This window comes from Methylobacter arcticus (assembly GCF_050917435.1).
Classification (GTDB): Bacteria; Pseudomonadota; Gammaproteobacteria; order Methylococcales; family Methylomonadaceae; genus Methylobacter_A; species Methylobacter_A titanis.
Genome location: NZ_CP159583.1, coordinates 1,229,719 through 1,254,983, shown reverse-complemented (window position 1 = coordinate 1,254,983; position 25,265 = coordinate 1,229,719). Strand labels below are relative to the sequence as shown.

At 52.7% G+C, this 25,265-nt stretch carries 23 protein-coding genes and 1 pseudogene; 13 read left to right on the top strand and 11 right to left on the bottom strand.

Going from position 1 to position 25,265, the window contains the following annotated elements; genetic code table 11:
- Window positions 1-22: 22 nt before the first annotated feature.
- Window positions 23-718 carry an MgtC/SapB family protein gene (locus tag ABXJ76_RS06180; RefSeq protein WP_432745185.1) on the bottom strand — a complete coding sequence of 232 codons (696 nt, stop codon included), beginning with the start codon at window positions 716-718 and terminating at the stop codon, window positions 23-25.
- A gap of 281 nt (window positions 719-999) precedes the next feature.
- Here ABXJ76_RS06180 and ABXJ76_RS06175 point away from each other — a divergent pair, with 281 nt between their 5' ends.
- From ABXJ76_RS06175 to ABXJ76_RS06130, 10 genes and pseudogenes are all read left to right on the top strand, one after another.
- On the top strand, window positions 1,000-1,332 hold the full coding sequence (locus tag ABXJ76_RS06175) for an HvfA family oxazolone/thioamide-modified RiPP metallophore (protein WP_432745182.1): 333 nt from the start codon (window positions 1,000-1,002) through the stop codon (window positions 1,330-1,332).
- Window positions 1,333-1,429: 97 nt separating this feature from the next.
- Window positions 1,430-2,266: an HvfB family MNIO-type RiPP peptide maturase gene (locus ABXJ76_RS06170; RefSeq protein ID WP_432745180.1), complete on the top strand. Its 837-nt coding sequence runs from the start codon at window positions 1,430-1,432 to the stop codon at window positions 2,264-2,266.
- Window positions 2,259-3,017: an HvfC family RiPP maturation protein gene (locus tag ABXJ76_RS06165; protein WP_432745178.1), complete on the top strand. Its 759-nt coding sequence runs from the start codon at window positions 2,259-2,261 to the stop codon at window positions 3,015-3,017. Before ABXJ76_RS06170 ends, ABXJ76_RS06165 begins: the two co-directional genes overlap by 8 nt.
- 23 nt (window positions 3,018-3,040) lie before the next feature.
- Window positions 3,041-3,601, top strand: a complete 561-nt coding sequence (locus ABXJ76_RS06160; RefSeq protein WP_432745176.1) for an HvfX family Cu-binding RiPP maturation protein — start codon at window positions 3,041-3,043, stop codon at window positions 3,599-3,601.
- A 14-nt stretch (window positions 3,602-3,615) separates the two neighbouring features.
- Complete coding sequence (gene arsS, locus ABXJ76_RS06155; RefSeq protein WP_432745173.1) at window positions 3,616-4,575, top strand: arsenosugar biosynthesis radical SAM (seleno)protein ArsS; 960 nt, start codon at window positions 3,616-3,618, stop codon at window positions 4,573-4,575.
- Window positions 4,576-5,250, top strand: coding sequence for a TIGR04283 family arsenosugar biosynthesis glycosyltransferase (locus ABXJ76_RS06150; protein ID WP_432745170.1), 675 nt, complete (start codon window positions 4,576-4,578; stop codon window positions 5,248-5,250).
- A gap of 28 nt (window positions 5,251-5,278) precedes the next feature.
- On the top strand, window positions 5,279-5,896 hold the full coding sequence (locus ABXJ76_RS06145; RefSeq protein WP_432745168.1) for a TIGR04282 family arsenosugar biosynthesis glycosyltransferase: 618 nt from the start codon (window positions 5,279-5,281) through the stop codon (window positions 5,894-5,896).
- Window positions 5,897-6,593: 697 nt separating this feature from the next.
- Window positions 6,594-7,328 (top strand): annotated as a pseudogene (gene istB, locus ABXJ76_RS06140) (IS21-like element helper ATPase IstB).
- Window positions 7,329-7,775: 447 nt separating this feature from the next.
- Complete coding sequence (locus ABXJ76_RS06135) at window positions 7,776-8,039, top strand: type II toxin-antitoxin system Phd/YefM family antitoxin (protein WP_432745165.1); 264 nt, start codon at window positions 7,776-7,778, stop codon at window positions 8,037-8,039.
- A 23-nt stretch (window positions 8,040-8,062) separates the two neighbouring features.
- Entirely contained in the window at window positions 8,063-8,491 is a 429-nt protein-coding gene (locus ABXJ76_RS06130) for a growth inhibitor PemK (protein ID WP_432745164.1), read from the top strand.
- Window positions 8,492-8,627: 136 nt separating this feature from the next.
- Here the strand turns inward: ABXJ76_RS06130 and ABXJ76_RS06125 are convergent, their stop codons facing one another.
- Complete coding sequence (locus ABXJ76_RS06125; RefSeq protein ID WP_432745162.1) at window positions 8,628-11,696, bottom strand: Tn3 family transposase; 3,069 nt, start codon at window positions 11,694-11,696, stop codon at window positions 8,628-8,630.
- A gap of 224 nt (window positions 11,697-11,920) precedes the next feature.
- On the opposite strand from ABXJ76_RS06125, the gene ABXJ76_RS06120 reads away from it, so the two are divergent.
- Genes ABXJ76_RS06120 through ABXJ76_RS06110 form a run of 3 tightly spaced genes read left to right on the top strand, consistent with a single transcriptional unit; the run spans window position 11,921 to window position 13,195 of the window.
- Window positions 11,921-12,472 carry a recombinase family protein gene (locus ABXJ76_RS06120; RefSeq protein ID WP_432745159.1) on the top strand — a complete coding sequence of 184 codons (552 nt, stop codon included), beginning with the start codon at window positions 11,921-11,923 and terminating at the stop codon, window positions 12,470-12,472.
- Window positions 12,473-12,518: 46 nt separating this feature from the next.
- The gene (locus ABXJ76_RS06115; RefSeq protein WP_432745156.1) at window positions 12,519-12,866 is read left to right on the top strand and encodes a type II toxin-antitoxin system RelE/ParE family toxin; all 348 of its coding nucleotides are present in this window, start codon (window positions 12,519-12,521) and stop codon (window positions 12,864-12,866) included.
- Entirely contained in the window at window positions 12,863-13,195 is a 333-nt protein-coding gene (locus tag ABXJ76_RS06110; protein ID WP_432745154.1) for a helix-turn-helix domain-containing protein, read from the top strand. The genes ABXJ76_RS06115 and ABXJ76_RS06110 overlap by 4 nt, the downstream gene beginning before the upstream one ends.
- Window positions 13,196-13,580: 385 nt before the next feature.
- Here the strand turns inward: ABXJ76_RS06110 and moaA are convergent, their stop codons facing one another.
- From moaA to ABXJ76_RS06065, 9 genes are all read right to left on the bottom strand, one after another.
- A complete protein-coding gene (moaA, locus tag ABXJ76_RS06105) occupies window positions 13,581-14,657 on the bottom strand; it encodes a GTP 3',8-cyclase MoaA (protein WP_432745151.1) in 1,077 nt (358 codons plus the stop codon).
- Window positions 14,658-14,670: 13 nt separating this feature from the next.
- Window positions 14,671-16,572 (bottom strand): phosphomethylpyrimidine synthase ThiC, encoded by a 1,902-nt coding sequence (gene thiC / locus ABXJ76_RS06100; RefSeq protein WP_432745149.1) that lies wholly within the window; start codon window positions 16,570-16,572, stop codon window positions 14,671-14,673.
- Between the two features lie 119 nt (window positions 16,573-16,691).
- Window positions 16,692-17,048 (bottom strand): tetratricopeptide repeat protein, encoded by a 357-nt coding sequence (locus ABXJ76_RS06095; RefSeq protein WP_432745147.1) that lies wholly within the window; start codon window positions 17,046-17,048, stop codon window positions 16,692-16,694.
- Complete coding sequence (locus ABXJ76_RS06090) at window positions 17,045-18,997, bottom strand: aconitate hydratase (RefSeq protein WP_432745146.1); 1,953 nt, start codon at window positions 18,995-18,997, stop codon at window positions 17,045-17,047. Before ABXJ76_RS06090 ends, ABXJ76_RS06095 begins: the two co-directional genes overlap by 4 nt.
- 110 nt (window positions 18,998-19,107) lie before the next feature.
- The gene (locus ABXJ76_RS06085) at window positions 19,108-20,835 is read right to left on the bottom strand and encodes an NADPH-dependent assimilatory sulfite reductase hemoprotein subunit (RefSeq protein WP_432745144.1); all 1,728 of its coding nucleotides are present in this window, start codon (window positions 20,833-20,835) and stop codon (window positions 19,108-19,110) included.
- Window positions 20,836-20,883: 48 nt separating this feature from the next.
- Entirely contained in the window at window positions 20,884-22,671 is a 1,788-nt protein-coding gene (locus ABXJ76_RS06080; RefSeq protein ID WP_432745143.1) for a diflavin oxidoreductase, read from the bottom strand.
- Window positions 22,672-22,762: 91 nt separating this feature from the next.
- Window positions 22,763-22,981 (bottom strand): CDGSH iron-sulfur domain-containing protein, encoded by a 219-nt coding sequence (locus ABXJ76_RS06075; protein ID WP_432746458.1) that lies wholly within the window; start codon window positions 22,979-22,981, stop codon window positions 22,763-22,765.
- Between the two features lie 8 nt (window positions 22,982-22,989).
- The gene (locus ABXJ76_RS06070) at window positions 22,990-23,283 is read right to left on the bottom strand and encodes a BolA/IbaG family iron-sulfur metabolism protein (RefSeq protein ID WP_432745141.1); all 294 of its coding nucleotides are present in this window, start codon (window positions 23,281-23,283) and stop codon (window positions 22,990-22,992) included.
- Between the two features lie 176 nt (window positions 23,284-23,459).
- Entirely contained in the window at window positions 23,460-25,211 is a 1,752-nt protein-coding gene (locus tag ABXJ76_RS06065; RefSeq protein ID WP_432745138.1) for a SagB/ThcOx family dehydrogenase, read from the bottom strand.
- Window positions 25,212-25,265: the final 54 nt, after the last annotated feature.

The following is a 25,265-nucleotide window of genomic DNA, read 5'->3' as shown; positions in this document are numbered from 1 at the left end:
TTTTATGCGAATCAGCTAAACATTATTCGTCATGTCCTTTTTTCCGGAAGATGGCTTTAATTTCCGGCATTTCAGCAAATTTCAGCAGAAAGGCTTTATGGTGCTTGTGGGCGTTGCAGTAATTCAATGTCATTTCGGTCAGACCGTTTTGTACATCGTTTTTTTTAATCGTGCCAGTCATGACTTTATAATCCTCCAGAATCGCATCGATCTTAACGCTGGTTCTGCCGCCCTGATCATCGAACACTAAAGTGACCTGGGTCTGAAAACAGGGACCCAGATAGCGGTTTTCGATGCGCGTCAACAGATGCAATAACAAGGACAGGGCGAAAGTCAATGCCACAGCAGGGCCTCCGTATCCAGCCCCGCACAACATACCTATAGCCGCCATCACCCAGATCATCGCGGCGGTCGTCAAGCCTCGGATGCGGACGGAATCATGCATAATAGCACCTGCGCCTAAAAAACCGATGCCGGAGACGATTTGTGCGGCGATGCGGCTCTTGTCACCGCCGTCATCGGCAAAAAGACCTGAAACCATCGTGAACAAAGCCGAGCCCAGCGTGATCAGGATCATCGCCCGCAAACCGGCCGGCTTAACTTTTTTTTCACGCTCGGCACCCACTATCGTTCCGCAGATAATAGCAGCCGATATCAGCGCTAAATACGACCATGGCGAGCCTAACAAGATATGCCAATTGTTCGTTAACAAATTCATTCAATGCTTTCCTTAAACAAGTCCAAGTATCTAAAAATAGTTAAACCCAGTTATGTCATCGATAGCAGCCGGGCAAAGCAGTGCCTTTCTCTGCTAATCATGGATGAGTCGAAATAAAATCGAATTCCTTACAAATCGATTAAATAGCCTGAGCAATTTGTGCGATTGAAAAAAGTTTGTAAGGAATCCGGATCGTCCGCGACTGATGAGGTAGGAAAGCATTGCGGCGTGTGTCGTTATAACTCTCCTGACATTCATCAATCACTTTTGGAGCATCTCTTATGAACAAAAAAACCTTATCTTTAACTTTGGGCAGTGCGATTGCTACGGCTTTATTAAGTGCGGCACCCACCATCCAGGCAGGTGAAAATCCGTTTGCGATGTCCAGCATCAACACCTCGCAACAACTGGCGGCAGCTGATACAAAGATGCTTGAAGGCGCTTGTAGCGGCAAAAAAATGAAAGAAGGCAAGTGCGGCGAAGGCAAATGCGGTGCCAATAAAATGAAAATGAAAGAAGGCGGCTGTAGCGGCGCAGCAAAGCCGGAAGAAAAAATGAAAGAAGGCGGATGCAGTGACAAGATGAAAGAAGGCGGTTGTAGCGGCAAGATGTAATACCTCTTTAAAGCTGTCCGATAATGTTTTTGGACAGCTTTTTCGTGTTAAAAACATCGAGTAAGGACAAAACCTAAAGATCACAAGAGGAGCACAAGTGAAAACTTTTACTATCAATGGAGCGGGCTTAGGGCTCCGGCGAGAGCTTTTACCGCCGCTGGAATCGGGCGTTCCCGAGGTGATTAAATTTTTTGAAGTATCGCCCGAAAACTGGATAGATATAGGCGGCAGATTGGGCAAGGTTTTTCGCGCTTATACGGAGCGTCATACCTTTGTGGCCCATGGTCTTTCGTTATCTATAGGTGGCCCTGCGCCATTGGATATAGCTTTTTTAAAGCGCATGAAAGCTTTTCTTGATGAGCACACAATCGCGCTTTACACAGAACACCTGAGTTTTTGCAGTGATGACCGCCATCACTACGACCTTTATCCTATCCCCTTTACCGAGGAAGCGGTACATCATGTTGCCGGACGGATGCGTCTTGCGCAAGATATTCTTGAACGCCCGATTGCGCTGGAAAATGCCTCTTACTACGTCAAACCTCCGTTAGCGGAAATGGACGAAATGGCTTTCATTAACGCCGTGTTGGAAGAAGCCGATTGCCCTTTCCATTTGGACGTGAACAACATTTACGTCAATAGCCTTAACCACAACTACGATGCCGCCGCCTTTTTAAAAAGTTTGCCGGGTGAACGGATTGTTTATGGGCATGTTGCCGGGCATGATCACGATAAGTCGGGAATGATTATTGACACGCACGGCCAAACGACTTGCGATCCTGTTTGGCAATTATTGGAGCTCGCTTATCAGACTTTTGGCGTGTTTCCCACTTTATTGGAACGGGATTTTAATATGCCGCCGTTAGCTGATTTATTAGTGGAAGTTGAGCATATTGCCGCGTTGCAACAGCGTTATGGAGAAACTCATGACTAGCATACCCGCGTTTCAAGAATTGCAACGGCAATTTTTAGCGCATTTGCGTAACCCCGAGCAACAGCCTTTACCTACAGGCTTTGATCAGCAAGGTGCTGCGATTTATGTTGATTTGCTGTACAACAAATTCAATGACAGTCTAACAACGTGTTTTCCGGTCACGAATGCGATTTTGGGTGAAACAGCTTGGCAGCAATTGCTTAAAGACTTTATCGCCGAACATCGTTGCCTGTCGCCTTATTACCGGCAAATCCCCGACGAGTTTGTGCAATATCTGCAAAACGAACGTCAGGTTACAGACGATTCGCCCTTTCTGCCTGAACTGGCGCATTTTGAATGGATAGAACTGGTGCTATCGATTGCCGAGGTAGCGCCGATGGTGACTGAAACACTGTCTGATAAACAATTAATGGAAGCGGTGCTGGTGTTCGCGCCGGTAATAAAGCTGCTGCATTACGTTTGGCCGGTGCAACAAATCAACCCGGCATATCAGACTAAAGAACCCCCATCGGTAGCCACACATATTCTTGGATTCCGCGATGCGGCCGACCAAGTACAGTTTATCGCCCTCAATCCGGCGACCGCCAGTCTGGTGTTCCAGTTGCAAAACCAGTACACGGCAAAGCAAGCGCTGCAAGAGTTGGGCAAAAATTTAACACCTTCAGAGCTATTTAATTTGATGTTGTTTGGGAAAGACATTCTGGCCGATTTGTATCGCCAGGGTGCGATTATCGGTATCAACACCAATTAACTATTTTAAAATATACCTTCACTATGAACGATCATTCTTTATCCGACACTAGCTGCGCCGCTTGCGCTATTTCTTCGACGATCAGTCGCGTCTGCGCTTTTCCTGGTGAACTGTCCCAGTGGTTCGATAGCAATGCACAAGGCTGGGCACCATTATTTCTGAGGGCGCTACTGGCTTATGAGTTCGGCGAAGCCGGGCTGGAAAAACTTAACGGCGACAACTGGTTTGCCGATTTGACGTTTCCATTTCCGGTGAACCTGTTGCCTGCCGACGTCAGTTGGACATTGGCTACCGGCCTGGAAATGATTGCGCCTGTCGTACTGATTCTGGGCTTGGCGACCCGTTTTTTCAGCTTGGCGTTAATACTGTTGACTGTTGTGGCGATTGCCGCTGTACATTGGCCGACCGAATGGCACGGTATTGCCGAGCTGTGGAAAGGCTACGCCATTACCGATCAGGGTTACGGCAATTACAAACTGCCGCTGATGTATCTGCTGATGTTGGTTTCGCTGGTATTGAGCGGCAGCGGTCAGTTAAGCCTTGACGCTTGGCTTAAATCACAACGGCAGCCTGTCCATCGCTAATCCAAGGATTAACAATGCACGATACTCGACCACTACTGGCCAACAGCGATTTTCCGGCCATTTTTCGCAAACCGCTGGAAATTCTGCAAGTCAATCTGGGTTATCTCTGTAACTTAAGTTGCGTACATTGCCATGTCAACGCCGGACCTAAGCGCACCGAGATGATGAGTCTGGAAACGGTTGAACAGGTGCTGGCATTGGCTCAAGCGGCCAATATTCATACCCTGGACTTAACTGGCGGAGCACCAGAAATGCACCCGCATTTTCACTATCTGGTGAAAGTGGCACGAAACCTGGGGATCAAGGTCATCGATCGCTGCAATCTGACCATACTGGAAGATCAGCGTTATGTGGGCTTGGCAGAGTTTCTGACCGAACAGCAGGTGGAAATCACCGCCTCACTGCCCTGTTATCTGGAAGAAAATGTCGATAAACAGCGCGGTAAAGGCGTATTCAAGGACAGTCTGGCCGCTTTGCAGCGCCTGAACCGCATGGGTTATGGTCAGCCAGACAGCCTGTTGCAGCTTAATCTGGTTTTCAACCCGCAAGATGCGGTACTGCCGCCAGATCAACAAACCCTGGAACAGGCCTACAAACAGCATTTGCTACAGCATTACGGCATCGTCTTTAATAAGCTCTATGCTATCGTCAATATGCCGATAAAGCGTTTCGGCAGCATGCTGGTCAGTCAGGGACGGTTTGACGGGTACCTAAACTTATTGCGCAGCAGTTTTCGTGAGGACAACCTCGCCCAGCTGATGTGCCTAAATACGTTGAGCATCGATTGGCAGGGTTTTGTTTACGATTGCGACTTCAACCAAATGCTGTCCCTACCGCTGGGAGCGATAGCCAAGCCGCGTGTACATATCGCCGATCTAACACTGGAAGCCTTGAGCGGCGCTGCGATTGCGACTGCGGCACATTGCTATGGTTGTACGGCAGGACAAGGCAGCAGTTGCGGCGGTGCTTTATAGATGAAGCCCCAACTAAGTATTATCATCCCTGTCGTCAACGAGGCCGAACACCTTGTCGTCAGGCTGCAAGCGTTGCGAAATTGTTGCCAATTGCTGCTGGTTGATGGCGGCAGTGATGACAATAGTGCAAAAATCGCCAAACCGCTGGTCGATCAAGTCTTACACAGCCCTCGCGGTCGAGCCCGGCAGATGAATTGCGGCGCGGCGGGGGCGCAAGCCGAGGTGCTGTTGTTTTTACACGCCGACACCCATTTATCGGATAACGCCGTAAGCCTGATATTGCAGGCGGCTGCCGAGGGTTACCAATGGGGGCGATTCGATGTCAACTTTGATAGTCCGCAGCCTGTTTTCAGGTTGATCGCTTTTATGATGAACCGGCGTTCCCGACTGACCGGCATCGCCACCGGCGACCAGGCCTTGTTCATGACCCGCCAAGCTTTTCATGCCGTTGCCGGTTTTCCTGACATCGCGTTGATGGAAGATATTGCTGTCAGTGCAAGTCTAAAAAAGTTGGGCAGACCGTGTTGCCTGACAGCCAAGGTCGTCACCTCGGCACGGCGCTGGCAGCAACATGGAATATTCAAAACCATCTTGTTGATGTGGTGGCTACGGCTCAGATATTTTTTTGGCGCCGATCCCAACGATCTGGTAGCCCACTATTACCGGAGATCCTGATGAAAATATTTGTACGTTTCGTTAAGCTATGACCACTTTTTTTCCCGACAGCGTACTGCTGATCTTTTGCATAGCACCGGTAGCCGGCCAGGTCAAAACTCGGCTACAACCAGAGCTGACCGCCCTCCAGGCCGCCGTCGCGCACCGGCATCTGACACGCTTGACGATGGATCGCGCTTTTCAACGGCCGTTATGCGCGGTTCAGCTTTACTGCGCCCCTGATACCAACCATTCGTTTTTCGAGCAATGCGCCAACGATTATCCGTTGCTGCTGTCAACGCAGCGTGGTGCTGATCTAGGAGAAAGAATGCTGAATGCCTTTCGTGACGCCCTGTCGCAGTATCGTCATGCGCTCCTGATCGGCTGCGATTGTCCAAGCCTGACGGTTGATGATTTACAGCAAGCCCTGACAGCACTCCAAAACGGCCAGGATGCCGTCATAGCCCCCGCCGAAGACGGCGGCTATGTGTTAATCGGCCTAAACGTCCCGCAACCTGCCTTATTTGAAGACATGGTCTGGGGCAGCGAAAAGGTAATGGAAGAAACCCGGCGCAGAGCCAGGCACGCTTCAATCTCACTCCATGAACTTGCCAGGCAATGGGATGTTGATACCGCTGAGGATTGGGCTAGATATTTATGCAGCTAAAAACCAAGTATTTTTGGTAACTCGCAAAAAGATAACGTCTTATGTTTTATGGAATCCATTCAATAATTAACATTGAGTATCCCCTACTTGCATAATTCCCATATTGGAACCAGATAGCATTACCAGCTTATAGAAATAATATGTTATTGCGATTAAAAAGAAGCCGAGAAAAAGTTAATCAGCCCCAAAAGACCGACGATTCAAGCGCAAAGGGCTATTCATTATTTGAATTAAAAGCCAAGTTTTTTGGCCGAAAAGAACTCTGACTGGAGTCTCAAAACGTTAACGCAGGAACTAAGGAGTTGTTCATATAGCCGACTCATTAGTCGCAGTTAGTCTCCAAACGACTCAGAGAAGATATTGGTGGCAATTTGTGATCATCCAGTAGTCCACCATTTTACAATTTTGATAGATTCATGTCTGTCCGTTGGTCAACTAATACTAGTTGATTCACTAAAATCGACTGGCCGCTTTGCGCGAGTATGCTGCCATTCAAAAATATGATCTCAGTGACTCCTGCGGGTCGGTTTTTGTCGGTTGATTATCCCTTAATTTGCTCAGTATGAATGACCGCTTTTGAGTAAATTCAAGTGACTCGTTCGAATCAGGATGAGCAGCTGGTTTAAACCGTAAACATTGGCAGATTTGAGGAAGAATATGCAGGTCATTAGAGACTGAAATTCCTTATGGCCCAAAAATGAAGGAATCGTTGTCGTACCCCAAAGAACTCAAACTGCCTGCCTTTAGTCGGCATTATCAACGCCATCAAGAGCCGGCTATTGAACAAGGTTATGGTCATGTCCGCTATTTATCGGGACTTTGTGAACAGGAAGTGGCGGATCGTTATCAGAAACGTGTGCAACGTTGGACACGAGAAGCCAGCTTGCCTGCGGGGAAAAGCTTTGCCAACTTGAATCTGACAGAAATCAGCGCATCCGTACAACAGCAGATAATTGCGCTGAAAGATCAGACTGACTAGGCTCACCATGCCGGAAACGTCTTGCTGATCGGGCCATCGGGGGTTGGTAAATCGCATATAGCGGCAGCACTCGCCGCTCAATTAATAGAACGGGAAGTTCGCGTTAAATGGTTCTCAGCCACCGCACTCGTTCAAAGCCTACAACAAGCCAAGCGGGATCTGGATTTAATGACTGCAATGACGCGGCTGGATAAATATCAGGTTCTGGTTATTGATGATATTGGCTATGTTAAAAAAACCGATGCTGAAACCCAGGTCTTATTTGAATTCATCGCTCATCGTTATGAAAGTGGCAGCTTAATCATCACCTCTAATCAACCTTTTAGCCAATGGGACCAGATCTTTCCAGATACCATGATGACCGTTGCGGCTATTGATCGCATTATCCACCATGCAACTATTATTGAAATAGAAGGAGAAAGTTATCGAAAAAAACAGAGCTTAAAGAAATAATCAAAATTTTTTCAACTAAAACCGGCCAAGGTAATTGTCGTCACCCGGACAGGATAGTTGACGCCGGACATTCAGGAAAGAAAGGAATCTTGGTTTAAGCACTTCCCATCTGGAACAGCTTATCGCGTCCATTGCCTTGACGGGGGTGCATGGGATCGCCCTACATCATGGGGCGCATTTGGTACGCTGGAAGAAGCGAAAGCATGTTGTGAGAATGGTCCAAGCTGGCGAAATAGGTCAGTGGTTAAAAATGAGGAAGCGTAAGAAAAACGTCAACCAAACGGATTTGTTTGACTTAGTGGATCATCTTGGGTGCATTTAAACGCACCCCAAATGCGAGCCCAACCGGTTTCGGATGCAACCCTGACCATAAATGGAAAAGAACATAACAATTGACAAAATGCGTATTTTCTGTAATATACGCATATTATGTATTAGAGGTGTGTCATGCTAGAAGTCCCAGCAACCGAATTTGTAAAAAATTTTGGACAATACAAAGAGCGAGTGCAAAGAGAGGTAATCGCGATTACAAGTCATGGGCGAACGAGCGGATATTTCGTTTCTGAACATGAATATCGTGAATATATGCTTCTCAAAGCCCACACACGACACGCTTATCATATTAGTGAACTACCGGAAGAAACTGTTGCTGCGATTGCTAAAGTACAAATGAATCCAGCGCATGATCATTTGAACGCCTTAATGGATTAAGTAAACCAATAAATTGAGAAGTTATGGCGCTACCAGAACCGGAATGTGGGCTTGTTATTTCCTATTCTTATCTATGGAGAAATGAATACAAAGCTGGAAAAATAGAGGGCGTAAAAAATAGACCATGCGCCATTATTCTGGTCGTCAAAAACGATAATGATAGCCAAACAGTCACCGTTGCTCCTATTACTCACACACCGCCTAATAATTTGGCTGTCGCAGTTGAGATTCCACCAAGGGTAAAACAGTATCTAGGACTCGATGGGGAACGGTCATGGATTATTCTTGACGATTTCAATGAGTTTTTATGGCCTGGATATGACCTTCGATCTATATCAGGAAAAATTGGGAAGTACGATTACGGTTTATTGCCTCCGGCCTTGTTCAATCGGATTGCCAGCAAGATTATTGAACTTCGTCAAAAAGGCTTGAGCGTAATTTCACGTGATTAGTCGCGAGCCGCCGTATCTCGACCCAAGCGATCCAGTTTTTTGATCAGGATCAGATCACCTTTTTCAATTTTAACTTGTAACAGGGGTTCTAAGCCCAAAACCGCGTAATTTTCCCATTTCTTGTTAAATCAATGGGTTAGTCAAATGTTATGCGAGCTAAAATCTCTTCAAAGTCGATTGGATTATGATTATTTCTAAAGTCATAGTGGCCTAAGAAGTGGATATGTTGCCAAGCCACCCGGGAAATCTTTTGGAGTAACGCAATCACTTTCTCGTTTCCGGCGGCTTTATACTTGTCGAACAGCAGCGATAACATGATCGAATTATAGGCAATTACCACATTGGCGATTAGCCTGCCGCACTGATTGGTGATGGCGGCTTCCAAATCAGTTCTGCCGATGAGTTGTTTTTTGCCGCTGACTTGGGATGTATATGAGCGCAATTGGTGATAGGATTCAATGCGATTTTGCGAGCGGTGTACATCACGCTCTATCTGAGGATCACGCAAATACTTTAAGGTGTAAATGCTGCGCACCAACTTGTCGAACTCGAAGATAGCCTTCCGTGTTCGATTTTGTGGAGGTAACGCGCATAATTTCCTGATCAATGTGCTTTGGGTCATTTCCTTAAGGCCCAACGTGGCTACGATTGGGTCAATGTGGGCTTGATCGGATTCAATCAAAGAGCGGTTAATCTGTCCGGCAGGAGGAATCAAAAACTTTTCGTAGTTTGCCATATCATCGGCACAGTATAGGTGTTTCAGTTGATCTTGAAGGTTTACGAATCGAGGCATTAGTTTCATGCCGAACCAGTGCAAGATAGCGAAATTGGCCTTATTAATGCTGTGCATGTCGCCAGTGATGGCCGTTGGCATGACGTTCGAGGTATTGTTGTAGCAAATATCGAATAAAAAATGGCTTTCATGTTCATGCGCCCCGATCAATTCTGTTTGCAAAGCGATATGATTGGCGAGCAGCGTATAGGCGACAACGCCTTTGCCCTTTCTAAAGTATTTTTTAGAATGACGCGCTTTGAGGGTAGGTGTTCCCATTTCGAGCTTTTGCCCATCAACACTGCCATAGAGGCTTTCCAGTCCGAATGAATAATAGGGAAAGATGCTTAATTCCGAAATGAAATTGCTGATCCGATCATTGCTGGCTTTCAATGTTGATAGTCGTAAATATTGCTGATAGGTGGCTTCCAGGACGTGATAAGGCATATCGCTAGTTTCGGCCATGCTCAGGTTGCCGTGGTTCAGAGCCTGAGCAATAATAACGGCCATTAAGCTATCCTCATCGGCTATCTTCTTGGCATAACGCGGTTGTAACGGCGTTAACGCAGAGAGAAAATGACACTGATTATTAACAAATCGGAAAATATCCGCGATGCCATGTGCTTGAAGTTTGGCATAGAAAGCCACCTTTAAAGCCTCGTCTTTGTTGACCTTTGGCTTTCGCCAAGTCAGATGCTTGCGAATCGCATCATACTCCAGATGCTTTAGTTTACCTTGTCGCAACTCGCGGTCGAACAGTTTCCACTGCTGACCGAGTTCAGTGTACAGCGTGTCAATTGACTCATCCAAGGGCTGACGTAACCAGGGGATGTCCAACTTCTTCAGTATATCGGCCTTCTGCTCCATCGAAACCAGATCATCACTAAAACGGCGATTGACGACACTGTCATTCAGATACAGTTCGTTAATGTCGAAGCGTTTTCTGATTTGGCGATAAATCCAGAATTCGTATCGGTCGCCACGAATACTGGCGATTTTCCCTTCTTCGTCCAATACCAGCAGATGGGGGCGCAGGCGTTTTGGTATCGTGTCGGTTGGAATTTCACTCACTGGCCGCTGCGCCAAAGTTTGTTGGCGGGAGAATACTGCCTTCATCCAGTTCAGTGCCATTAGCCAAGGGTTCTGTGTCTCGGTGCTGGAAAAGTGGGTGGCCATCGCCAGCGGACGCAAATTTTTCTTGCACCGCGCGGTGACTTTATCGACGGCCTCCCAGCGTAAAGCCATTTGACTGGGTGTTTTCTCGCATAATCGCTGCCCCGCTGTGATTAGGGAATCCTTCGGCATGATGTTAAATGCCTGATCGCGTACGGTACCGAATAAAGCAGTATCGTCTATCGCTTCATCGACATACAGTAAAATCAGACGACCCACTTGTGGCGCCTCTTGCTGCTTGCTGGCCAGAGCCTGAGTAAATTGCTGCTCCGATATAGCCTTGGTTTTTTCTTCCAGTTTTTTAAGCTGGTAACAAAATGAGCTGACCAGGTTATCGCTCAGTTGCTGGTAACGTTGCCAGGCGTAGCACAACAGGTACAAATAGGTTTGCCCAGGCTTCAACCGCCTTAAGTCATAGATGCTGTAAAAGTTGGCAAGACTGGCGTAGTAATTTTTATTTTGCTGCGAAATTTCGAGTTTAGGCAGCAGTACCTTCGCTAACTGGTACAAAGGCTCCAGCGCTGCACGTTTCTGGCGCTCAACCACCATCATTGAGTAACTGAAGTTCTTGGAATCTTGCTTGATGGCCGCCAATTCAGACAAGGTATCTTCGCGAATGAGTAGTTTTTTAAGCTCTGTTCGTGCGGATTCATCGACAATTTCGTCGATCAATTGCTCCAAACGGTTGCGTTCGGAAGTCAAGGCATCACCAATGATGGTTTGTAGGGTTGAATACCCTGGGCGCACAATTTTCTGGTTGTTTAAAAAGACAATCAATTCGGTCAGGATAAATGTCGGCGTGACATCTTGTCTCGCCAGTTCAGTAGCTTTATCCCATAGCGTTGCCATATCGCTTTCTAACCAAAGCCGATAGCCCAATAATTCCGCGATCACGTTGCGTTGCAGATAATATTCTTTGGATGGTATGGGGCGTTCCGCCAATGCCATACCCTGAAAATACCGCTCCATCACAAAGGTGATGTCTTCCCGAGGTACGTCTTGCAACGTAAACTGAAAAAAAGTGTGCTTCGCTTTAAAATATCCGATCTGTAAAAGGCAATAAACCTGCGCACGAAGGCCATTACGCCGGAATACAATGGCGTGTTCTTGCTCAGTCATTGCGAAGAACTCGGTGCGCTGAAAATCATCGAAATCAGGTAATTCGTATAGAGCGGCTTTCTCTGCTTCAGATAGAACGGTTAAGCGTTTACTCTTATCAGAACGCCTTAGTGGGATGTGAGTATCTTCAAAGTTTTCCATGCGATGATTTTTTGGAAATGTTGCAAGACGTGTCTTTTTCAGAAGACAAGAGCACGAAATATTAAAAGTTAGCCGTGCTACTAAAAAATATTCTCTATTCATCCTCTCAATAGGCCTTGGTCTAGTGAGGGAGTCGGCAACTGCCATAAAATCCTACCAATAGATAGTATTTAGATTTATGATAGGTACCCTATCACAATATCTAAAACCCTAGTGAGCGAAACATGATCATCGGCTATGCCAGAACCTCGACCATCGATCAAATAGCCGGTCTTGAAGCGCAAATACGAGAACTAGAAGCCGCCCAGTGCAAAAAAATATTTCAGGAACAAGTTTCCTCTGTCGCCATCCGTGCCCAGCTTGAAGCCGCATTAGAATTTACGCGAGAGGGTGATGTATTGGTGGTCACCAAGCTTGATCGTCTCGCCCGATCAGTAGCCGATCTCATGACGCTTATTCAGACGCTAGAGAAAAAGACAGTGGGCTTGCGCATTCTTAATCTGGGTATGGATACGCAGACCCCAACCGGCAAGCTGATGCTAACCGTCTTGGGCGGTGTCGCCCAATTCGAACGAGAAATAATGCTGGAGCGACAGCGGGAGGGTGTCGCTAAAGCGAAGGCAGCGGGGAAGTACAAAGGCCGAAAACCTTTGACAGATGAGCTACGTCAAGAAGTTGTTTGCCTTGCCGCAGGCGGTATGGCAAAAACGCACATTGCCTGCCAACTTAAAATTGGTGAGGCTTCTGTCTATCGAATCCTGGCGGCCAGCAAATAAGTGTTGATGTGTATAAAATTTGATACAATATGCAAGGAGGAGCAATATGAAGCAAAAGCCCATTGACTGGCGTGGATCTTCTTTAGAAGATATTAAGGACGACAACCTATTTACCCCCAATGCTCGACGAGAAGCCGGTCATCAACTTAGCCAGGTACAAGCGGGGCTTGAACCCGATCATTGGAAGCCTTTTAATGATGTCGGCGCTGGCACGAAAGAAATCATTATCGATCTTGATGATGGATGGTTCCGGGTGATGTATGTCGCTAAATTTCCCGAAGCTGTTTCTGTGCTGCACTGCTTCAAGAAAAAGACAAACACAACCAGTAAACATGACAAGGCCGTTGCAGCAGCTCGCTACAAAGCCCTTGTTCAAGAAAGGAGCAAGAAATGAGCATTGAGACAAAATCCATGCACATCACCCCGGCCGACGGCAACGTTTTTGCTGATCTAGGGTTTGAGCCAGCAGAAGCTGCGGAGTTACAAGCGAATTCGAATCGAATCATCTCGGAAAAACTTGCCATCAAAAAAAGATTGATGGATGAAATTTCCGTGTGGATAATCCAGAAAGAGCTGAAGCAAGCCAAAGCGGCCGAGATACTGGGAATAACAAGACCGCGCGTATCTGACCTGATCAACAAAAAATCTATCAAATTCACAATTGACGCTTTGGTGGACATGTTAGCCAGGACAGGTAAACAGATCACGTTCTCAGTGCATTAACCATCAAATCAAGATCGAATCCTTACGGGTGGCCTGCTTGGTTCAAAAAAGGCTTTTCGGGAGCCGATATTAACTTGTCCCATTTTCCGGTCGGTAATTTTGCAAGTGGATCAATAACTTTTAGTTAATAGAAAGCATAACTAACCCATTGATTTAACAAGAAATGGGAAAATTACGCGGTTTTGGGCTTAGAACCCCATCTAATAATAAAAATCGATACGTTGCATATCATTGGTTACGGTCGCGCTGGTCAACGACCTGCGCGTCGCCCATTTTTATCACCAGCCGCTCGTCTGGCGCGATCTCTTCGGCCCGCGCTACCGTGATCCACTCACTCATTTCAATCCTTCATTCATAAAATTAAAATTTGGTGCGCATGAAATTGTCAGCCGCCGATATAAGACATCTCGATTTTCTTCGTTCGCGCAGTTTCTTCTGTGCGAATTTCAGAATACCGGTCTTCACGCTGATTCCAGATCAAGCCTATGGCAGCGGCAATTTGCTCGTCGCTTTTGCCCGAACGCATGAGCGCGCGCAAATCATGACCGGACTGCGCGAACAGGCAGGTGTATAGCTTGCCCTCGGTCGAGAGCCGGGCCCGGGTGCAAGTGGAACAAAAGGCTTGCGTCACGCTGGAGATAACGCCGATTTCACCGCTGCCATCCGCATAGGCCCAGCGCTCGGCGACTTCACCGGTGTAGTTGGGTTCGGCTTCGATGAGTGGCATCTCGGCGCTGATCATGCGCACGATCTCGGCCGAGGGCACAACATCGTCCATGCGCCAGCCATTGGACGTGCCCACGTCCATGAATTCTATGAAGCGCACGATGTGGCCGCTACCCTTGAAGCGCCGCGCCATCGCAACGATGTCCTGATCGTTGACGCCTTTCTTCACCACCATGTTGATCTTAATGAGCGCAAAGCCCGCATCATGCGCAGCGGCTATGCCCTTGAGCACATCAGCCACCGAAAAATCAACGTCGTTCATGGCGCGGAATACAGTCTCATCGAGCGAATCGAGCGAGACGGTGACGCGCTGCAAGCCGGCGGCCTTGAGTGCCTTGGCTTTTTTGGCCAGCAACGAGGCGTTGGTGGTGAGGGTCAGATCCAGTGCTTTGCCGTCATGCGTCTTGAGGGCGGCCAGCATCTCGATCAAAACCTCGAGATTTTTGCGCAGCAGGGGCTCGCCGCCGGTGAGGCGGATTTTATTGACACCGTGCGCAGCGAACAGGCGCGTCATGCGCGTTATTTCCTCAAAACTCAATAGTTCGGATTTCGGTAAAAATTGATAGTCCTTGTCGAATACTGACTTGGGCATGCAGTAGGTGCAGCGGAAGTTGCAGCGGTCGATGACCGAAATGCGCAGATCGCGCAACAGCCGGCCGCGCGTGTCCGCCAGCGCGCCGCTGGGGGCGAACAGTTCGGCATCGACGGTGATCGCTGCAGTTGGGTGGGACAACATGGCTAACTCCCTCCTAACTTTCCACACCGCTCTCGATGAGCTCGACCGCTTCGTCTTCCATCTGCTGTTTCTGGGCTTGTATTTCCGTAATGCCCAGGTTAGCGGTGTAAATGCGTACGTCCTGTGAGATTTTCATCGAGCAGAAATGAGGGCCGCACATCGCGCAAAAGTGTGCGGACTTGGCGCCTTCCTGCGGTAGCGTTTCATCATGGAATTCGCGCGCCGTGTCCGGATCGAGACCTAGATTGAACTGGTCTTCCCAACGGAACTCGAAGCGCGCCTTGGACAAGGCGTTGTCGCGGATTTGAGCGCCGGGGTGGCCCTTGGCAAGGTCGGCCGCATGGGCCGCGATCTTGTACGTAATGACGCCCGTCTTGACGTCATCTTTGTTCGGCAGGCCGAGGTGCTCCTTCGGCGTGACGTAACACAGCATGGCGGTGCCGTACCAGCCTATCATGGCCGCGCCGATGCCGGAAGTGATGTGGTCATAGCCTGGTGCGATGTCAGTAGTCAGCGGTCCAAGCGTGTAGAACGGTGCTTCGTAGCACTTGTCCAACTGCAATTCCATATTTTCTTTGATCATGTGCATCGGCACGTGACCGGGTCCTTCGATCATGACTTGCACGTCGTGCTTCCATGCGATCTGGGTCATCTCACCCAAGGTTTTTAATTCACTGAACTGCGCTTCGTCGTTGGCGTCGAAAATCGAACCGGGACGCAGACCATCACCCAGACTAAAGCTGACGTCATACGCCTTCATGATCTCGCAGATGTCTTCGAAATGGGTGTACAGGAACGACTCCTGGTTATGTGCCATGCACCACTTGGCCATGATCGATCCGCCGCGCGAAACGATTCCGGTCATGCGATTGGCACACAGCGGCACATACGCGAGCAAGACACCGGCATGAATGGTGAAGTAATCGACGCCCTGCTCAGCCTGCTCGATCAACGTGTCGCGGTAGATTTCCCAAGTCAGGTCTTCAGCCTTGCCGTTGACTTTTTCCAGCGCTTGGTAAATCGGCACGGTGCCGATCGGCACGGGGGAGTTACGGATAATCCATTCGCGCGTCTCGTGGATATGTTTGCCGGTGGACAAGTCCATCACGTTGTCAGCACCCCAACGGATCGCCCAAGTTAGTTTATCGACTTCCTCGCAGATGCTGGAGGTGGTGGCCGAGTTACCGATATTGGCATTGATTTTCACCAGGAAATTGCGACCGATAATCATCGGCTCGATTTCCGGATGGTTGATGTTGAGCGGGATGATGGCGCGGCCACGAGCAACTTCTTCGCGCACAAACTCAGGCGTGATTTCGGCCGGGATACTGGCGCCGAATGACTGGCCTGGATGCTGGCGGCCCATTAATTCAGCCATTTTTTTGCCTGTCGGACCGGATGTTTTTAATTCTTCCAGATACTCCTTACGCCGCATATTTTCGCGGATTGCGACGTACTCCATCTCCGCCGTGATAATGCCTTGCCGGGCGTAGTGCATCTGCGATACATTTTTGCCTGGCAATGCGCGGCGCGGCTTGCGTGTGAGGTTAAAACGCATTTCGGCTAGATTTGGGTCATTCATGCGCTCAATGCCGTAAGCCGAACTCGGGCCGGATAACTCCTCGGTGTCGCCACGATCAATAATCCAGGGCGTGCGCGGCGTTTGCAGGCCGGAGCTGATGTCGATGCTGACATGAAGGTCGGTGTACGGCCCGGAGCAGTCATAGACAACAATCGGCGGGTTCTTTTCCGCGTCGTAAGGAGCTGCGGTATCCGACTGGCTGATTTCGCGCATCGCTACTTGAATATCGGGGCGCGATCCTTCGATATAGATTTTTCGGGAATTCGGCAGCGGTAGGATGGCGCGTTTATCCACGGTGGCGGTGGCGGATAGTAATTTCGGTTTGTCATTCATTTGGTTCTCCTGGTGGGTTACGTTAAATTTGGCTTATTGATGCGGCACGGTGAAGTATTAACTTCCGTTCGGCCTGATGAGTAGTGTTCGGAGGTGCGAGCCCTTCCCAGCCAAGTTCATCAGTCATTCTCATTGCTCCTATCTCGATCTTCGTGAACTGACTTTTCGATACGGCGGGCGTATACGGTCATTTCCTTGGCGGCTTGTTTGTCGCCCTTTGCTTCGGCCACCGCGATGCCTTCGCGGTAGGCGACCAAGGCGTCGGCAGGCTGGCCCGATTCGACGAGTGCGCGACCCAGCAGCTTCCAGGCGGCGGAATATTTTGGATCCAGTACCACCGCCTGCCTCAGGTGGTTTACGGCGTTGACTGGTTCGCCGGCCTTGAGGTATTCGCTGCCCAGGGAGAAGCGCAGCAGCGTATTATCCTTACCACTGGCAAGCATTTTCTCGAAGCTCTGGATGATGGGTGTGATCATTGGTATTCCAGGTTGTGGCTTTTCTGCCGAACCAGGTTGATCAGGCTGCCCGCCAGTACTATTTCAACTTGGCGCGGCGTCATCGGGTGTTGGGTCTCATAGGTCTCGTTCTTGGTCAGATTAATTACCTTCACCCGATTCCCGTTGCGGATGGCATTTCGCACATCCGGGATGGAAAGTACATCGCCCTGGGCGATCTTTTCCCAATCCCCCGGATCGACAAAGGTCAAAGGCAGGATGCCGAAGTTGCTCAAATTCTGCAGGTGTATCCGGGCAAAACTTTTCACGAGCACCGCCTTCAGGCCCAAATAGCGGGGTCCCAGGGCGGCGTGCTCGCGGCTCGAACCTTGCCCGTAATTGGCGCCGCCCACGACGAACGAGCCCTGTTGCCGACAAGCCATGGCTCTTGCGTAGTAGGTCTCGTCGATCTGGCTGAAAGCAAACTTGCTGAGCTCCGGAATATTGCTGCGGAACGGCAGCGCCTTGGCCCCGGCCGGCATGATGCCGTCCGTGGAGATATCGTCTGCCATTTTCAATAGAACCGGCCCTTCGAGTCGATCAGGCAGCGGCTCTAAAATCGGCAACGGTTTGATATTGGGGCCTTTCTCCAGCGCATACGGCGCACCTTCCGACGCGGGAGCAAGCAGCATCTCGGTATTGAGTCGGTTGGTCACCGGCTCCTTGAAGCGGGGGTAGACCATGTCCAGCGTGCGCGGATCAGTAATGACGCCGGTCAACGCCGAGGCGGCGGCGGTTTCCGGACTGCACAGATAAACCTGATCTTCCTTGGTGCCCGAGCGGCCAGGGAAATTGCGCGGAACGGTGCGCAGGCTAATGCGTCCGGTGGCTGGTGCCTGTCCCATGCCGATACAGCCGCCGCAACCCGCCTGGTGCTGGCGCGCACCAGCACGGATGAGCTTTCCGAGAATACCTAATTCAATCATGTTCTCCAAAATCTGCCGGGAGGTCGGGTTGACGTCGAATGAAACGCGGTCATGCACCTGTTTGCCTTCCACGATGAGGGCGGCAATGGCGAAGTCCCGGAGCCCCGGATTGGCGGATGAGCCGATGTACGACTGATAAATTTCCCTGCCTGCCACCTCGCGCACCGGCACGACGTTGCCTGGGCTGCTGGGCAGCGCGATCAGCGGCTCCAGCGCCGACAGGTTGATCTCCTCGTATTCGTCGTATGCCGCATTTTCGTCTGCGAGGATCTCCCGCCAGGCATCACCCCGTCCCTGGCTTTTCAGGAACGCCTTGACCGCTTCGTCCGATGGAAAGACCGTCGCAGTGGCGCCCAGTTCGGCCCCCATATTGGCGATCACGTGCCGGTCCATGGCGCTCAGGGCCCTCAATCCGGGACCGTAATACTCGATGATCTTGCCAACCCCGCCGTCCACATTGTGCCGGCGCAGCATTTCCAGGATCACATCCTTGGCGCTCACCCAGTCAGGAAGCTCACCCACCAGCTTGATGCCCCATATTTTCGGCATCTCGACGTAAAAGGGCTCCCCGGCCATCGCCATCGCCACCTCCAGACCGCCCGCCCCGATGGCCAGCATCCCCAAGGAGCCGGCTGCACAGGTGTGGCTGTCCGAGCCCAACAAGGTTTTCCCCGGCACGCCGAAGCGCTCCATGTGGACGGGATGGCTCACACCGTTACCAGGTCGGCTGTACCAAAGGCCGAACCTCTTGCAGGCGCTGCGCAAGAACAGATGGTCGTCGGGGTTCTTGAAGTCTTCCTGGAACAGGTTATGGTCCACATACTGAGCAGAAAGCTCGGTCCGGACGCGCGGAATTCCCAAGGCTTCAAATTCCAGCATGACCAGCGTGCCGGTCGCATCCTGGGTCAGTGTTTGATCAATTTTCAAACCGATCTCTTCGCCAGGCGTCATGCGGCCTTCGACCAAGTGACTTTCGATCAACTTCTGCGTTACGTTTTTGTGCATGGCCGAGTACTCCTGTAGGTTGTGTCTATAAACTGCTGTCAATTGCTGCGGAACCAAGGTCGCCAGAGAAGAGCGCCGATGCACCCGAATTGCAGCGCGACCCGTAAAATTTAATTGGCGAGTTCCACATCGTCATGGAAACGGTTGCCGGCCGGCGTTGCGGTGACGAATTCCGCGCGGATCGCGAAGTCGCCGAAGCGTTCGTTCATGTTCCGCTCGTTCGCGTACTGCACGATCAGTGGATCGAGTAACTTGAGGATCTTCGCGTTGTCGACATCCTGTGCATAGAGCTTGTTGAGCCGCGTGCCGTCGAACGCGCCGCCAAGATAAAGGTTGTAGAGGCCGGGCGCGCGGCCGACGAGACCGATCTCGGCAAGATAAGGCCTTGAGCAGCCGTTGGGGCAGCCGGTCATGCGCATGACGATGTCGGCGTCGCGCAGGCCCGCCTTGTCGAGCACATCCTCGAGCGCCGTAATGAGATCAGGGAGATAGCGCTCTGATTCGGCAAGGGCGAGGCCGCAGGTCGGCAGGGCGACGCACGCCATGCTGTTGCGACGCAAGCCGGAGGACGTCGTGATTTGCACGCCGTGCGCCTTAAGGATCGCCTCGATCTGCGGTCGCACCTCGGCCGTGATGTTGGCAAGGATCAGGTTCTGGTTGGAGGTCAGGACGAACTCGCACGCACGCGTCTCGGCGATCTCGCGCATGGCCGAACGCAGGGCGTGGCCAGTCTGGTCCTTGACGCGGCCATTCTCGATGAACAGCGTCAGGTGCCACTTCTTGTCCGCACCCTGGCGCCAGCCGATCACGTCGGCCGTTGTTTCGAAGGCAAAGGACTTGGGCTTGCCGAGCTGATGGCCGAGCCGCTTCTCGAGCTCGGCGCGGAAGGCGGCTAGCCCGCGGTCCTCGATCGTGTACTTGAGGCGCGCCCGCTTGCGAAGCTCCCGATTGCCCCAGTCGCGCTGCACGGTGACGACTTTCTCGGCGACATCGACCGCCTGCTCGGGCGTGCAGAAGCCGAGAACATCGGCCGTGCGCGGGAAGGTGTCGGTCTCGCCGTGGGTCATGGCCATGCCGCCGCCGACGGTGACGTTGTAGCCGATCACCTCGCTGTTTTCGATGATCGCGATGAAGCCGAGGTCGTGGGCGAAGATATCGACATCGTTGTCGGGCGGCACCGCCACCACCGTCTTGAACTTGCGCGGCAGGTAGTGGACGCCGTAGATAGGCTCCTCGTTGGCTGCCGCCGCCCCGCTCTTGTCCTCGACCTTCTCGCCGTCGAGCCATATCTCGTGATAGGCGCCGGTCTTCGGCAGCAAATGAGCGCTAATCTTGCAGGCGAGGTCGTAGGCCGTCTTGTGTGACTTCGATAGATAAGGATTGGCTGCCGACATCACATTGCGGTTGACGTCGCCGCAAGCGGCCAAAGTGTCGAGGCATGCGGCATGGATGGCCTGCATTGTCCGCTTCATGTTCGACTTGATGATCCCGTGGAACTGGAAGGTCGCACGCGTTGTGAGCCGCAGCGTGCCGTTGGCGTAGGTGCCGGCAATCTGATCGAGCGCGAGCCATTGCGCCGGCGTGACGACGCCGCCGGGCACACGCAGGCGGATCATGAAGCTGTAGGCTTTCTCGAGCTTCTTCTTGGCCCGCTCGGGCCTCAGGTCCCGGTCGTCCTGAAGGTAAGTGCCATGGAATTTCGTGAGCTGGCCATCGTCCTCGGAGATCGCGCCGGTCGAAACATCGGCGAGCCCTTCGGCAATAGTACCGCGCAGCTGTCGGCTGCTCTCCTTGATGATCTCGTTGCGCGAACGCTTGTCGGTCATTTGATCGGTCATGTTCCTTCTCCTTTGATGTTGCCCACAAAATAACGTCACGCGCCAGTGTCAGTACACGTCGCGCTGGTAGCGGCCGGCCTTCGCCAGCTCCTTGAGCTTGGTGCGGCCGGCCTCCTCGTCGCCGTTCACCGGCTCGCCCAGGATCTTCACCAGCATCTGGTCGACATCGCGCGCCATGCCCTTCTCGTCGCCGCAGACGTACAGGTACGCGCCGTCTTCGACCCACTCCCGAAGCTCGGCGCGGCGCTGCCAGAGACGCTGCTGGACGTAAATCTTCTCCGGCTGGTCGCGGGAGAAAGCAACGTCGATGCGGGTGAGCGCGCCGCTCGCCAGGTAATCCTGCCATTCGAGCTGGTAAAGGAAATCAAACGTGTAGTTGCGCTCACCGAAGAACAGCCAGCTCGGACCCTTGGCTCCGGTCTCGACCCGCTCCTCGACAAAGGCGCGATAGGGGGCAACGCCGGTGCCCGCACCGATCATGATGATCGGACGTGCATCGTCTACCGGCAGGCGGTAATGGCGGTTCGGCTTGACGTAAATCTTGGCGGTATCACCCATGCGGCATCGGTCGCCAAGATAGCTTGAGGCTACGCCCTTGCGCGCCTTGCCGTGCGAGTCCCAGCGCACCGCGCCGACCAGAAGATGCGCCTCGCCGGGATGCGCCTTCAGGCTCGATGCGACCGAGTAGAGTCGGCCCGGCAATGGCCTCAGGAGGCCGAAAAGCTGGTCCGCCGACAGCTTCTCGGGAAACGCCTGGAGGAAATCGACCAGCTGGCGGTCGGCCGCGAACTTGGCGAACGCCTCTTGCTCCTTGAGCTTGGCCACGTCGGCGCGGCCCGTCAGCTTTGCATACGCCTTGACCAGCGGCCGCGACAGCGTCGTAATGTCGTAGCTCTGGCGCAGCTTCTGCAAAACCACGGCCTGCGAACCGAGCCCTGCCGCCTCGGCGACCTCGGCGGCGAGGTCGGGATCGTTCTCAGGTATTATGCCGATAGCGTCACCCGGCAGATAGGTGAAGCCAGGCGCATCGGAGGCGAGCTCGACGTGCCAAGTCTCGCGCGTCGAGCCGGTGCCATTGAGCTTGATCAAGGTCGCGATCTCGGCTTCGAGCGGGGTCTCTGCGGTGTAGAGCGGCTCATCCGCGTCCTCATTCTCATCCGCCGCTTGCGCAGAGCTCTTGAAGTCGACGTGCACCGCCGCCGTCGACGGTGCATCGGCCGGAGCAAGCTTAGTGAGCGCGCCCTGCGTCCACTCGACGGCCTGCTTCGCGAAGTCGAGATCGAGATCGATACGGTCGGCCGCGCGGGAGGCGCCCAGCGCCTCGAGGCGCGCATCGATTGCCTTGCCGGTCGCGCAGAATTGCGTATAAGACGTGTCGCCCAGCGCGAGCACTGCGAACCGGACGCCATCGAGCCGCGGCGCAGCGTCGCTCATCAGCGCATGATAGAAGTCGGCCGCGCGGCCCGGAGGTTCGCCCTCGCCCCATGTCGCCGCATAGACGATGAGGTTCTTCGCCTTGGCGAGAAGGCTCATGTCGGCGTCCGCCATGTCGATGACGCGTGCATCGAGGCCATGTTTCTGTGCGGCCTTCTTCGCCTTGATGGCGAGGTCTTCGGCGTTGCCACTCTCGGTGGCGTAGAGGACCGTCAGAGGCACCTGCGGCCTAGCCGCAGCCGCCGACACCGCCTGAGCGCCTTGTGCCGCCTCGAAGCCCGCGAAAAAGCCGGAGAGCCAGCTCCGCTGCAGCGACGTCGTTCGCGACACCACCTTGTTCAAAATGTTAATTTCCTCCGCAGAGAACGGAGCGTTCTTGGGGAGTAGCGGTGCTGCGCTCATAAATGCTTTCTACAATTCATTGCTTCTTGTTTCTGGAGGACGCCTGGGTATGGGCGTTGCTGCATGGATCCTGCTGAGCGGCGACAACCGTTCAGAACGTGCGGATGTCAAGATAGTCTCCGGTATGCTCGTGACGTTTTCCTGCGTCGTCGTACCAACAAAGACGATTGTCATCCTTGTTCTCGTCCTTGGCGAGCTTATGCGATCCGTCACAGAATGGCTGATTCTTGGACAAGCCGCATTGACAGAGATATTTTTCTTCACCGCCAATAACAAGCTTGTAAGGGCTACTGTGAGTACGTTTTACCATGCGTGCCATCATGATCTCCTTTGAGTGTGGGTAGTTGAGGGTTGAGTGGGTATCTGGGTCTTCAGACTGTCGACGGCATGCACCGGAGCCTTGTCACCTTTCATCAGATCGGCGATGGCGCCATACACCAGCCGCTGACTCTCGAGCATGTTCTTACCGGCAAACGCGGGCGATGTCACCACGATGTTGAAGTGACCGCCGCCGCCGTTCACTTCGGCTCGAGCATCGGGAATTTGGCGCTCGATCGCCTCACGGAGCGCATCGATGACGGAACCTTGGAAGTCAGTGGGATGGGACGACATGCTGTTCTCCTTTGTATATCAGTAACGCGGCATTTGACCTGATGTCGAAGAGGACGACCTGGTTTTGCGCCAGGAGTTCGGAAATCTGCTGGCGGAGAGGTTCGTTTAGGGACATGGTTGTTCCTTTCTGGTGGGTTGTGGTTCTGTCCCGATAATTGGGACAGTGCTTGGGATACTCATCGTTCTTCCTTCAAGTTGTACGCAGGCAAGGTGCTGAGCCGCCCGTCTTCAACCGGGCCGCCCACCGTGAAATGGTAGAAACTTTGCCACTCGCGCGAAGCGATCCCGAAGGCCGCATGGACTGGGTCGTCGAAGTAGCAGCCGATCCCGGTGGCGCGGATGCCCGCCTCTTCGGCCTCAAGATAAAGCAACTGGCCCACCATGCCGGCCTCCCAGAACAGGTTACGGTAGAAGGCGGCGCCGTAAGTGGCCAGGCTATCCCGGTAGTCGGCAATCATGGCCAGGCTGAAGGCACCATCACCGGCGATGTCCTGGCCGCAGGAGACACGCACCGCCAGAGCGCGGCAGTCTCCTTCATTGAGAAGGTATAAGGGGAGACCGAATGGGCAGTCTGGCACGCGCTGCCAAGCAAATTGTGCATCCATTGCTGCCTTGAGCGTCTCGACCTTGTCGGGATCTCTGACGAGTGCATAGAGGCCAGGCGCTAAGCCATCGACGCGGTGGACGAAGAGCCCAAGGTGAATGCGTGGTCGCCAGGGAATCGCGTCCCAAGGCATCCCGCGTCGCTCATGTGTCGGAATCAATCGAGCGAGCATGCGGAAGAAGGTTACTTGTGAAATAGCGGTCGATCCATCCATCGCTACCGCGCTGCGGCGGCCAAGAATGGCCTTCTCCGCGCTGAGCAGGCCCTGACGGACTGGTGTCCCAAAAAGCGCATATTCCGATGGAAATCTGGAGAAGTCCTCCTTGATAGGCGTGCTTTCGCAGCGGCGCGTCGCCTGTGCAACCTCGTCGATCACTGGCCACTCGACGCTGTGCTCGAGGCTCAGCGTGTTGGCTCTGCCCTGCCAAAATACACCAGCGCCGTGCGCCGTCATTGGTTTCGAGTCGGCCGCAAGTGGCATCGAAAAATCCGGTGCAATCAACACGAGCAGTTCAGCTTCCTCGCGCTCTGCCGCCGCGAAATCCTCATTGCGGTCAAGCCCAAGCAGGCTGGAGAGGTTGCTGTTGCTAACGCCGTCAAGAAGCAGCAATTTCCAGCCGAGCGCCGCTGCCGCGATACGCAGACTGGCCAGCGCGTGGCCGACATCGTGCTGGCAGTAGCGGAACGCACGCTCACCGTACTTCCAGGCTTCGCGCCAATGCACCGACGACAGGCTCACGAGGAAGGAGCCCTCAGGGAAAGGCGCAATCAGCTCGGTCCACAGCTTCGCGTCGAGCGCCGCTCGCCGTTCAAGCGCGTGCTCCCTCGGCGCATAGTGGTACACGGCGGCCGTGTCACCGATGTGCTCGAGCGCAGGTAGTAGGGCATAGCCCTCGGTCGGATGAAGATTCCCGCTCGATGGATTTGCGCGCAACGGCCACGTGGTCTCGCCAACTTGCTTCCATGCTGTCAGCGAAAGTGTGTAGCGGAAAAATAACGAGACCGACTCCAGCGACAGTTGTGCCGGAGGCACAGTCTCGCGTGCATAGAGCTGCCAATAAGGCAGCGGGCGGCCTGCTTTGGGCAGAGGGAGGCGAACCAGATCCGCTCCCGTGTATCGCCGAAACGGATCGGGCTGCGTTGCCCAGTCCATATAGCCCTGCGCGGCGGCGTAGCGGTGGAAGTGGTGCTTGGTCCGCTCGTGGTAGGCGACGACCACTTCTTCGGGAGACGCATCTCCCCCGAGAATGCCCGCTCGTTCGAGCGCACCTGGCTCCCCCGATAGGGGTAAAAGACGATGGGGTGTGATGGCAATTTTCGTCATACGGTGAAGTACTCAAAGAGTGCCTGCGCGCTCGTCACCGGCAGGTCACAGCTG

Coding starts and splice junctions, on each gene's coding strand:
- moaA (WP_432745151.1), bottom strand. CDS start 14,657: ATGTTGTCCCACCCAACTGCAGCGATCACCGTCGATGCCGAACTGTTC.
- ABXJ76_RS06180 (WP_432745185.1), bottom strand. CDS start 718: ATGAATTTGTTAACGAACAATTGGCATATCTTGTTAGGCTCGCCATGG.
- thiC (WP_432745149.1), bottom strand. CDS start 16,572: ATGAATGACAAACCGAAATTACTATCCGCCACCGCCACCGTGGATAAA.
- ABXJ76_RS06090 (WP_432745146.1), bottom strand. CDS start 18,997: ATGCACAAAAACGTAACGCAGAAGTTGATCGAAAGTCACTTGGTCGAA.
- ABXJ76_RS06115 (WP_432745156.1), top strand. CDS start 12,519: ATGAAGCAAAAGCCCATTGACTGGCGTGGATCTTCTTTAGAAGATATT.
- ABXJ76_RS06110 (WP_432745154.1), top strand. CDS start 12,863: ATGAGCATTGAGACAAAATCCATGCACATCACCCCGGCCGACGGCAAC.
- ABXJ76_RS06160 (WP_432745176.1), top strand. CDS start 3,041: ATGAACGATCATTCTTTATCCGACACTAGCTGCGCCGCTTGCGCTATT.
- ABXJ76_RS06145 (WP_432745168.1), top strand. CDS start 5,279: ATGACCACTTTTTTTCCCGACAGCGTACTGCTGATCTTTTGCATAGCA.
- ABXJ76_RS06095 (WP_432745147.1), bottom strand. CDS start 17,048: ATGATCACACCCATCATCCAGAGCTTCGAGAAAATGCTTGCCAGTGGT.
- ABXJ76_RS06075 (WP_432746458.1), bottom strand. CDS start 22,981: ATGGTAAAACGTACTCACAGTAGCCCTTACAAGCTTGTTATTGGCGGT.
- ABXJ76_RS06065 (WP_432745138.1), bottom strand. CDS start 25,211: ATGACGAAAATTGCCATCACACCCCATCGTCTTTTACCCCTATCGGGG.
- ABXJ76_RS06120 (WP_432745159.1), top strand. CDS start 11,921: ATGATCATCGGCTATGCCAGAACCTCGACCATCGATCAAATAGCCGGT.
- ABXJ76_RS06070 (WP_432745141.1), bottom strand. CDS start 23,283: ATGTCGTCCCATCCCACTGACTTCCAAGGTTCCGTCATCGATGCGCTC.
- arsS (WP_432745173.1), top strand. CDS start 3,616: ATGCACGATACTCGACCACTACTGGCCAACAGCGATTTTCCGGCCATT.
- ABXJ76_RS06165 (WP_432745178.1), top strand. CDS start 2,259: ATGACTAGCATACCCGCGTTTCAAGAATTGCAACGGCAATTTTTAGCG.
- ABXJ76_RS06125 (WP_432745162.1), bottom strand. CDS start 11,696: ATGGAAAACTTTGAAGATACTCACATCCCACTAAGGCGTTCTGATAAG.
- ABXJ76_RS06150 (WP_432745170.1), top strand. CDS start 4,576: ATGAAGCCCCAACTAAGTATTATCATCCCTGTCGTCAACGAGGCCGAA.
- ABXJ76_RS06175 (WP_432745182.1), top strand. CDS start 1,000: ATGAACAAAAAAACCTTATCTTTAACTTTGGGCAGTGCGATTGCTACG.
- ABXJ76_RS06135 (WP_432745165.1), top strand. CDS start 7,776: ATGCTAGAAGTCCCAGCAACCGAATTTGTAAAAAATTTTGGACAATAC.
- ABXJ76_RS06080 (WP_432745143.1), bottom strand. CDS start 22,671: ATGAGCGCAGCACCGCTACTCCCCAAGAACGCTCCGTTCTCTGCGGAG.
- ABXJ76_RS06130 (WP_432745164.1), top strand. CDS start 8,063: ATGGCGCTACCAGAACCGGAATGTGGGCTTGTTATTTCCTATTCTTAT.
- ABXJ76_RS06085 (WP_432745144.1), bottom strand. CDS start 20,835: ATGACCGATCAAATGACCGACAAGCGTTCGCGCAACGAGATCATCAAG.